This is a genomic window from Acinetobacter sp. CWB-B33, assembly GCF_039655955.1.
Taxonomy (GTDB): domain Bacteria; phylum Pseudomonadota; class Gammaproteobacteria; order Pseudomonadales; family Moraxellaceae; genus Acinetobacter; species Acinetobacter bouvetii.
The window spans coordinates 1-4,034 of record NZ_JAGFEU010000015.1 but is presented as its reverse complement, the minus strand read 5'-3'; the positions used below and the strand labels follow the sequence as shown (position 1 = coordinate 4,034).

Genomic DNA, 4,034 nt, shown 5'->3' with positions numbered 1-4,034 from the left:
CTGACTAAGTGGCGAACACAAAAAAGCCCATGATTACGAGTCACGGGCTTTTTGCTTTTCTGGATTTAATTAAGCTGTTGTACGCGTAATCGTTGGCGCTTCTTTTACGTGGCGGAATTCCATCGCCATAGTGTGATCATCGTTTTTATTTGTGTCTGACAGGCCATCATTGTCCAGTTCCAACTTTGTGAAGTTGAAACCGTAGGCATTACCCAATGTGTCCTCCATACCGATTTCAGCTGTCATTGTTTCGCGTGATTCAACATATGGAATCCACGCTTTCGAAGTGGTGGTTAATGCCAGCGTCACTTTCAGTGTGATTGAGACATTGCCTTCTGTATAGCGGTTCGGGATCAAGCTGCCGTTGCCTAGACATGGTTTTGCAGTTAGGTTGTTATTAATGGTAATTGTGAATGATTCTGCGCAAGCCGTGCCTACGGTTGACACACCATTGATCTTGAATGCATTGACGTTGATCGATGACATGAATGGCGTAGCGGTAGCAGCCAACGGATTAGCTACAGGTGTTGCAACTGGTGTTGAGTAGCCTGTCGCGCTGATAGATGCGCTGCCGGTGATCTTGCCTTCTGTATTACCTTGGATGGTTAATTCGCCAATACGGCAGCCTGAGAATACCTGGATAAAACCGACTTTCTTGTCATGCTTAACGACAGTGTATGTCGGCAGCGTATCACCGCCAATTTCCAATGTAGAAACACTTGCCGTGCCTGAGTCGACAAACATGTTGCCGGCAACACCTTCGAAGAACATATCTTGGCTTAAAGCAGATAATTCATATTCAATGTTACCGACAGCTTCAGCTGATCCAGCCACTGATCCTTGCTCAAAGCGTGAATCTACAATTTCATCCGACTGTGTCAATGTGACTGTCTTTTTGAGTGAATCCGAGTTACGGCGCAGAGTATGCCATACAGTCACTGCAGGTAGAGTATTCGGTGTTTCTTCTTTCGCAATGTGGATTACCACATCAGTGCCTTTGGACATAGCTGTCTCCTATATTTAGGCGTAAAAAAACCACCCGAACGGGTGGCTATATTGTGGCTTTTGTTAATTAGTTAAACTTTTAGGTGACCAAACAAATCAGCCAAAATCTCTTTATCCAGCCCATCGTTGTCATCACTTTCGTATGAAACAACTATTAGGCCAATAGAATTTGCTAACTCTATATATGCATTTATAATTAAATAAATTGACACATAATCATCAACAAACACACTTTTGTTATCAAACTTAACGGGCAGATTTGATGACGTCTTTTTCAAAATATCTATATCATATTGGGGTAAAAACCAGCCAGCCCCGCCAACAGGTATTTTCGATATAGCACTCAAAGCATATTTCTTATCTATAAACTCACTTACACAAACTTCAAAAGCCACAAGATATTGTTTTTTATTATTTTTATTAAAAATTAATTTCATTTTTTATTCTCCAATTAAACCACAATATGGCTTTATTGTAACATAAAGTTAAAAAAATTGCAATTTTGTGCTAATAATGATAGCAGTCAATTTGCTACATAAGCCGAATTCACATTATATTGGTAGTAACTCATGCTTGATGGATCGCCAATTGCGCTGGAATGGCCCGCATCAAGAATATTTGCTTCACGTAACTCCAAATCACCAGTTTTGTAAAACTGTAAATGTTCAACCCATTTGTCCGCCATCTGCGACAGTCCATCAGTTCCGGTATTAAGCGGCGCAAATAGCTGAATGAAAATAATACCCGTTGTGCGAATATTGGGCTGTTCACCAATCTCTGCAATAAAAGATCCGCCATTTTTAACTGTCACTTTGGCCCATATCTCATTCTCAGGCGGTTCAAATGGTTTACCATCTACAAGCGGGTTGTTTGCCAACTGGATATTCACTTTAGGCATTCCAGTGAAAGTACCCACACGCGCCAAAATGGCCCTCAAGGCTTGAGTATTCGTCATCATTTGTATTTCTCGCACACGTATTGAAAAGTCAGCGCATATACACCACTGGAGGCTTGATCTGAATAACCATTCTCCAATGCAACCGCATACGGGAGGTTGTTTTGAATGTACACACATGAACCAATATGAGCTTTCAGAATTTCTTTCGCGCCTTCGTTGAAGGTCACTTGATCCAAATTGCCTATTGGGGAGTTATTTCCTGTTCCATCAATTGAATCCATAACTGTTGAGTCCACGGTGACACGATGGTTTGAGCGAAATGTACCATCCATTACAGGGCTTCCAGTAATGACACCTTGCAGCATCTCAGCACTAATCTTTCTTAGATACTGGTCTCCATCAGCTTGGATCTGCGTAGCAAAACTTGTTGGTTTATTTTTCCAGCCCATATTTCACCCATTAAAAAACCCACCGAGGTGGGTCTTTGATATCTTACACTCTAATTAGTTGTACTTGTTGAGTTACAAAGTGCTTCTAGTCTCCAATTTTCTAAATTATCATTGGATAAACTATTCATTTTTAACTCTTCCCAACTTTTAGATAATTTCTTCCAGTGCTCTTTTTGCTCAGGTAAAGAGGACAATATCTTATTAGAAACAACCTCCATATCTGGTGAGCAATCAGGATGGTCAAGCAATTTTTTATGATTATTCTCAATTTTCCCCCAAGCCTTTCCATTAAGAAACTTTTCATAATGAAAATCAATTAAAGCTTTAAAAACCACAAAAAAATCAACACTCTCAAGATTTGGCTCACTATATTTATCGATAGTTTGCCAAAACAAACCCATCCCATGATCTCGCTGTGAAGAAATGATTTCAACACTTGAGAAATAAGGATTGCTTGAGAAAGTAATCGGCAAGTTTCCTAATTCTTCAGTATTCATTGAGTTAAGCCAATCTTTCAAACTTTGGTGTGGATTAAGCATTTAAGTTACTCACTATTGTGATGGTGGTTGATCAACAAAATTTAAATATGATGTCTTTCCGCTCAATTTCAATAATAAAATCAAAAACAAATACTTGATTATTTCCTCAACTGGCAAACCCAAATACTTCCCGTTGGATCAGCACCAATATTCACCACTTTAAAACGGCCTTTGGGTGTAGCCCAAACATCGCTAATCTGCGGCACCTGACTCACCTCATTCTGCAAGACAGTGGCCTTTGAATCTGTGGCTTGGTAATCCGTAGGCTTAAGCATATCTTTCAAATAAGAGCCAAACAGAACACCACGCCCGCTATATGCTTCAACAGTAGTGGTTGGATAGGTCTGTGTTTCAAAATCAAAGTCACCGCTTTGAATTGTCTTTGTGCACGTGAATGTATCAACTGCATCAGCTAATTTCTTATCAAAAGCTTTTGCTACTTTGGATTGAATTTTGTTTTTGATCATGCTCGGAACACCTCAAACCCAAAGCCTTTGGTTTTTAAATCCAGTGAATCAATAAAGGCCCGAGCAATCTGCTCAAATTCTGATATTTCCACACTGCCCTCAGCATAACTTTCAGTAACCTGCACTGTGTCAGCCTTGACACTCTCACTTGTAGTTTGACGAGCAATGCCAGCATAAATCACACCTACAATAATGCCTTTGATAATCTCGCATGCAGCGTCAATCAGGATTGGATCAATTGGATCAGGAACATATCCAACTTCGTTCTTCATCCACGTATTAGCTAATTTAATGAGGCGAGCCTTATCACCAGCTGGCGCAAAGTCTGCCCCTAAAATCTGCTCAGCCTGCTCTTGGGTAATAAAGCTCATAGATTATTCCTTTGGTTTTTCTGCTTTAGCCGCCTCTTCTGCGGCTTTAGCGGCTTTTACTTCTGCAGCGGTTAGCTTTTTGGCTGCTGGCTGTAGTTCATCAATTCGCGCCTGCATTGCAGCAATATCGTTTTTAAATGCGATTAGTTCGCTTTGGGCTGTGGCCAATTGCTCTTTTGTGCTTGCTAAATCAAGTGCGACTAAATCAAATTGTTCACTAGCAACTAAACCATTCAATTCCGCAGGCTCTGTTAAAAGCTTTTCACCTTCACAAAGTTCATGTTGCCCAACTTTAAAATCAGACA

Annotated in this window: 7 protein-coding genes and 1 pseudogene; all 8 read right to left on the bottom strand. The window is 40.4% G+C overall.

All coding sequences use genetic code 11. The features are described from left to right. Window positions 1–69: 69 nt before the first annotated feature. Window positions 70–1,005: a phage tail tube protein gene (locus JZ784_RS17490; RefSeq protein WP_346315788.1), complete on the bottom strand. Its 936-nt coding sequence runs from the start codon at window positions 1,003–1,005 to the stop codon at window positions 70–72. Between the two features lie 71 nt (window positions 1,006–1,076). Further along, window positions 1,077–1,442, bottom strand: coding sequence for a hypothetical protein (locus JZ784_RS17485; protein WP_346315787.1), 366 nt, complete (start codon window positions 1,440–1,442; stop codon window positions 1,077–1,079). A gap of 86 nt (window positions 1,443–1,528) precedes the next feature. Next, window positions 1,529–1,963, bottom strand: a complete 435-nt coding sequence (locus tag JZ784_RS17480) for a phage tail terminator-like protein (protein WP_346315786.1) — start codon at window positions 1,961–1,963, stop codon at window positions 1,529–1,531. After that, window positions 1,960–2,352, bottom strand: a complete 393-nt coding sequence (locus JZ784_RS17475) for a hypothetical protein (protein WP_346315785.1) — start codon at window positions 2,350–2,352, stop codon at window positions 1,960–1,962. The genes JZ784_RS17480 and JZ784_RS17475 overlap by 4 nt, the downstream gene beginning before the upstream one ends. Before the next feature lie 50 nt (window positions 2,353–2,402). After that, window positions 2,403–2,849 (bottom strand): hypothetical protein, encoded by a 447-nt coding sequence (locus JZ784_RS17470; protein ID WP_346315784.1) that lies wholly within the window; start codon window positions 2,847–2,849, stop codon window positions 2,403–2,405. 140 nt (window positions 2,850–2,989) lie between these two features. After that, window positions 2,990–3,355, bottom strand: a complete 366-nt coding sequence (locus tag JZ784_RS17465) for a glutamate 5-kinase (RefSeq protein ID WP_346315789.1) — start codon at window positions 3,353–3,355, stop codon at window positions 2,990–2,992. Continuing rightward, window positions 3,355–3,729 (bottom strand): hypothetical protein, encoded by a 375-nt coding sequence (locus JZ784_RS17460; protein ID WP_346315783.1) that lies wholly within the window; start codon window positions 3,727–3,729, stop codon window positions 3,355–3,357. The genes JZ784_RS17465 and JZ784_RS17460 overlap by 1 nt, the downstream gene beginning before the upstream one ends. Window positions 3,730–3,732: 3 nt before the next feature. Then, window positions 3,733–4,034: pseudogene (locus JZ784_RS17455) on the bottom strand (hypothetical protein); the annotation flags it as partial.